Annotated in this window: 5 protein-coding genes; 2 read left to right on the forward strand and 3 right to left on the reverse strand. The window is 71.8% G+C overall.

Annotation, left to right across the window (positions count from 1 at the left end; translation table 11 throughout):
- The coding region (locus ACWEVO_RS29755) for an HAD domain-containing protein (protein ID WP_452310791.1) at positions 1 to 367 on the reverse strand (367 nt) is incomplete at its 3' end.
- A 69-nt stretch (positions 368 to 436) separates the two neighbouring features.
- Here ACWEVO_RS29755 and ACWEVO_RS29760 point away from each other — a divergent pair.
- Complete coding sequence (locus ACWEVO_RS29760; RefSeq protein WP_452310792.1) at positions 437 to 1312, forward strand: alpha/beta hydrolase family protein; 876 nt, start codon at positions 437 to 439, stop codon at positions 1310 to 1312.
- Between the two features lie 37 nt (positions 1313 to 1349).
- Here ACWEVO_RS29760 and ACWEVO_RS29765 read toward each other — a convergent pair whose 3' ends face one another.
- A complete protein-coding gene (locus ACWEVO_RS29765) occupies positions 1350 to 1670 on the reverse strand; it encodes a TraR/DksA family transcriptional regulator (RefSeq protein ID WP_452310793.1) in 321 nt (106 codons plus the stop codon).
- A 357-nt stretch (positions 1671 to 2027) separates the two neighbouring features.
- Between ACWEVO_RS29765 and ACWEVO_RS29770 the strand changes: the two genes are divergently transcribed.
- Complete coding sequence (locus ACWEVO_RS29770) at positions 2028 to 3440, forward strand: hydrolase (RefSeq protein WP_452310794.1); 1413 nt, start codon at positions 2028 to 2030, stop codon at positions 3438 to 3440.
- Between the two features lie 58 nt (positions 3441 to 3498).
- Here the strand turns inward: ACWEVO_RS29770 and ACWEVO_RS29775 are convergent, their stop codons facing one another.
- Positions 3499 to 4596, reverse strand: coding sequence for an LCP family protein (locus tag ACWEVO_RS29775; RefSeq protein WP_452310795.1), 1098 nt, complete (start codon positions 4594 to 4596; stop codon positions 3499 to 3501).
- Between the last annotated feature and the right edge of the window lie 451 nt (positions 4597 to 5047).

The following is a 5047-nucleotide window of genomic DNA, read 5'->3' on the forward strand; positions in this document are numbered from 1 at the left end:
GATGATGCCGTCCACGCCCAGGTCGATGAGGGCCGCGACGGTGGCCGGGTCGTCGCAGGTCCCGCGCCCACGCCGACAGCGCCCGGGTCTTCCAGTGCAGGCCGTCGTGCGGAGGGTCGACCTCGGGCCAGTCGACCACCGGCAGCTCGGGCAGCCCGAGCCGGCGCCCGACCACGCTGTTGGCCTCGGCCATCCAGGTCGTCGCCCAGACCAGATCGCCGGGCAGGGCCCAGAGAAGGCCCCCGTGCCGCGGGTCGAGGCGGCCCAGCAACGGATTCCCCTCGGCGACGGCCGAGGCGGGGGCGTCCGCGCCGAACGGAATCAGCGGTCCGTCGACGTCGAGAAAGACCAGCGGGCGGTCCGACATCCCACCGACCCTAGCCGTCCGGCCCTGGCGGGGCGGACGTGAACGGGCGGTCGTGGTTCACTGCCAGGTATGGAGCTGCACCTCGGCGAACTGCGGCTGCCGGCCACCCTGGACCTGCCCGCCGGCCCGGTGCGCGGCGGCCTCGCCGTGCTGCACGGCTCCCACGCCGACCAGCAGTCCTACTTCCTCTACGAACACCTGGCCCGATTGCTGCCACCGGCCGGGATCGCGGTGCTGCGGTACGACCGGCGCCCCCGGATGGACGGTCGTGACGTGCCGCTGACCGAACAGGCCGACGACGCGGCGGCGGCGTTGGACGTGCTGCGCCGGCAGGTCGGACACGTCCCGGTGGGGCTGTGGGGATTCAGCCAGGGCGCGTGGGCGGCGGCGCTGACCGCCAGCCGGCACCCCGTCGACTTCCTGGCGCTCGTCGGATGCAGCGGGGTCAGCCCGGCCGTACAGATGCGTTACGGGACTGCCGAGCAGCTCCGGCGACACGGGTACGGCCCGGCCGACCTCGCCGAACTGGCCCGGCTGCGCGGCGTCGCCGAGGCGTACCTGCGGGGCGGCGTACCCCGGGCGACCGCCCAGGCGGAACTGGACACCGCCGCCGGGCGGCCCTGGTTCCCGCTGGCGTTCCTGCCGCGCGAGTTGCCCGAGCCGGGCGCGTGGGCCGACATGGACTTCGACCCGGAGCCGGTCTTCGCGAAGCTGTCCTGCCCGGTGCTGCTCTGCTACGGCGAGACCGACGCCTGGACGCCGATCGAGGCGAGCCTGGCGGTGTGGCGCCGGGCCGCTGGTGGGGCGGACCTGACCGTGGCCCGGCTGGCCGGCTGCGACCACGCGCCCACGCTGCACGAGGGCGACACCGTGGACACCGTCAGCCCGCAGTACGAGCGAATTTTGATCGATTGGCTCGCCGGCCGGCTCGGCCCCGCGAGATGACGCCGGGCCGCCCGCGGGCGGCCCGGCGGGGCCGCGGTCAGCCGTGCTTCTGCTGGCAGGGTACACAGAAGCGGGCGTGCGGCAGCACCTCGAGGCGCTCCGGCGGAATCTGCTTACGGCACCGCTCGCAGGTGCCGTAACCGCCCTCCGCGATGCGGCGCAGCGCGTCGCCGATCTGCCCGAGGCTCTGCCGGGTGGTGGCGATCATCGCGGCGCGGGTGTGCGCCTCGCCGGGGTCGCCGGTGTCCGCGGTCAGTTCGGTCAGCCGGGTGGTCTGCGCCTCGAAGTCACTGGTCAGCGTGGTCCGCAGCCGCGTGAGCCACTGCTGGTCGAGGCCGCCTCGGATGTCGGTGCCCATGTCGGATCCTTCCTCGGAAAAAGAAAAAGGGCCGAAGCCGGATGGCTTCGCCCTGGTGGCCGTTCGCGGAGTGGATGGTCTCTCCGGTGGGCCACGGTCCGTGGGGATCGGGCTCGGCAGGCCGTGCCCGGGCGCGACAGCCACCCGCCGGCGCGAGGCAGCGGCGGGCGCCACCGCGGCGACCGCGGTGGGGATCGACTGCCCGGCCCGGAACATGCGGCCACCATAGGCCGGGCCGACGGGAGGGCCAAGGCATTTCCGTGCGGACGGCGATTCGGCCGGTGGACGCCGGAGCGTCACGGGATCGTGGCGATGGCGGCGTTCCATATTCATGAACATCCCTGTACGGTGCCGCTCATGTCCGTACCTATCCGCCACCGGAGCCCAGGGATCCTGGCCGCGCTCCTGCTGGCGTTCACGCCCGCCCTCGCCGCGCCGGCCACCCCCGCCGCCGCGGCAACCACCGTGCACCGGGTCCTGTTCGACAACAGCAAGGCCGAAACGGCCGGCAACGCCGACTGGATCATCAGCACCAGCCAGCCCGACCCGTTGAACCAGAACGCCAGCCCGACGACCGAGACCTCCTGGACCGGAGCCATCTCGGCCTGGGGCGTGGCGCTGCAGCGGACCGGCCGGTACAGCCTCAAGACCCTGCCGGCCGGCAGCACCATCACCTACGGCGGCGGTGGCAGCCTCGACCTCGCCAACTTCGACGAGTTCGTGATGCCGGAACCGAACTCCCCGCTCAGCGCGGCCGAGAAGAGCGCCATCATGCGGTTCATCCAGAACGGTGGCGGCTTCTTCCTCGTCGTGGACCACACGGCCAGCGACCGGAACAACGACGGCTGGGACTCGGTCCGCATCGCCAACGACCTGTTCAGCAACAACGGGGTGGACAACACCGACCCGTTCGGCATCAGCGTCGACGTCAACAACATCGCCAACGAGAACCCGAAGGCGATCAGCGACGCCACCGATCCGGTGCTGCACGGCCCGTTCGGCACGGTCACCGGCAGCATCATCCGCAACGGCAGCACCCAGACCCTGCACCCCGCCGACAACCCGTCGGTGAAGGGTCTGGTCTACCGGGTCGGCTACAGCGGCAACACCGGGGCCGAGTTCTCCGTCGCCACGTTCGGCTCCGGCCGGGTGGCGGTGTGGGGCGACAGCTCCCCGATCGACGACGGCACCGGCCAGTCCGGCAACACCCTCTACAACGGCTGGACCGACCCGGCCGGCACCGACGCCGCGCTGGCGCTGAACGCCACCGAGTGGCTGGCCGGTGGGGGCTCCGGCGGTGGCGGCACCGGCGGTTGCACCGCGGCCCAACTCCTCGGCAACCCCGGTTTCGAGACCGGCACGGCGGCGCCGTGGACCGCCACCAGCGGGGTGGTGTCCAACTCCAGCAGCGAGCCCGCGCACAGCGGTTCCTGGAAGGCCTGGCTCGACGGGTACGGGTCGACCACCACCGACTCGGTCAGCCAGTCGGTCACCATCCCGGCCGGCTGCGCCTCGGCCACCCTGTCGTACTGGCTGCACATCGACACCGCCGAGACCGGCAGCACCGCGTACGACAAGCTGACCGTCACGGTGAACGGCACCACCGTGGCCAACTGGTCGAACGTCAACGCCGCCAGTGGCTACACCCAGCGCAGCGTGAACCTCTCCGGCTACCTCGGCCAGACCGTGACGGTGAAGTTCACCGGCACCGAGGACTCCTCGCTGCAGACCTCGTTCGTCATCGACGACACCGCGCTGAGCGTCAGCTGACGCCGTCCCGGGCCCGCCGGTGGCTTCCTCCACCACCCGGCGGGCCCGGCCGGACGGGTCAGTGGGCCGTCGTGCTCGGCCCGTCGGCGGCCACCCAGGTCGGGTGGGCCTCGACGAAGGAACCGACGTCGTCCACCTTGACCGCGTGCAGCAGGTCCATGCTGGTCGGGCTGAGGATCTCGGCGCTGCCCACCCCCGGGACCGACCGGCTGTTGAAGCTGCCGCCGTTGGTCTTGATGGTGGTGATCGCGTCCGGCCCGATGCCGCGCATGGCGAACGCCCAGTCCTCCAGCGGGATCCCGCCGTCGTCGACCGTCATCGTCTTGCCGACCGCCGTCAACAGGCCGGGCAGCTTGGTCGGCGAGTTCAGGCCGTCGGTCATCACCTGGTGCAGCACCGCGCGCAGGAACTGCTGCTGGTGGCGCTGCCGGCCGTAGTCGTAGTCGCCGTTGGCCAGCAGGTCACGCTGGCGCACGAAGTCGAGCGAGTCGGCGGGGTTGAGGCAGTGGTTGCCCTTGGTGTAGATGTTCGGGGTCACCCCGGGAATGCGGTGGTTCACCGTGCCGTCCGGGTTGATCTTGTACGGCGCCGCCGGCTTGCCGTCCTTGTCGTGCCCCACGTGGATCGACGTGGTGGTCTCGTCGACGTACAGGCAGACCTTGCCGAGGACCTGGACGATCTGCTTGAAGCCTTGGAAGTCGATGATCGCGCCCGCGTCCGGGGTGATCCCGGTGAGGTCACGGATGGTCAGGGCCAGCAGCTCGAAGCCGTGCGACAGCGCGTCCGGCCCGGTCAGGCCCCGGCTGCCGAAGGCGAAGGCTGCGTTGATCTTGTTCTTGCCGCCGTGGAAGGGCGTGGCGCCGTTCTCGTACGCGGGGATGTCGACCAGCGAGTCGCGCGGCAGCGAGACCAGGTAGGCCTGGCTGTGGTCGGCCGGGATGTGCACCAGAATGATCGAGTCCGACCGGGTCAGCTGGCTGGGGTCCTGGTTCGGCCGGGTGTCCACCCCGACCAGCAGGATGTTCTTCGCGCCCGTGATCGTCCGGTGCTGGCGCGGGGCCGCCGCCGCGCCGAGCAGGTTCTGCTGGGTGACCTTGCTGGTCGCGGCGTTGAGCAGGAACTGGCTGCCACCGAGCGCCACGCCGCTGAGGGTCATCAGCGTCGCCCCGAGCGCCACGCACCACCGGGCCCAGCGCGGAGCGCGCCGGCGCGCCCGGCGCGCGGTCGGGATCGGCGCGCCCGAGCGGTTCGGTCGATCGGAACGCACGGGGACGTGCGGCACGAGGTTGCCTCCTGCGGACAGCCAACGGATGGGCGTAATCGGACGGGCGAGCGGCACAAGGGTATGCGCGCCGACGCCTCATCGTCTGCCCGCGCAGCTGTGAATCCCCTGGACAACCCGGCGCTTCCCATGCTGTTCACCGGATGACCCAGCAGGGGTAACCCGCCGGAAGCCGGACAGCCGGGTGTGATCGGTTCCAGATGCCGCGAAAAGCGGTGTCCGGTGCCGCCGATGCCGCGACCTACCGCGGGGCGACCAACCGGCGCAGCGCGTCCGCCGGAGGGCGGCTACCCGCGCCCCGGCGGGGTGGCCGGCCTCAAGCACC

Source organism: Micromonospora sp. NPDC003776 (genome assembly GCF_053605645.1).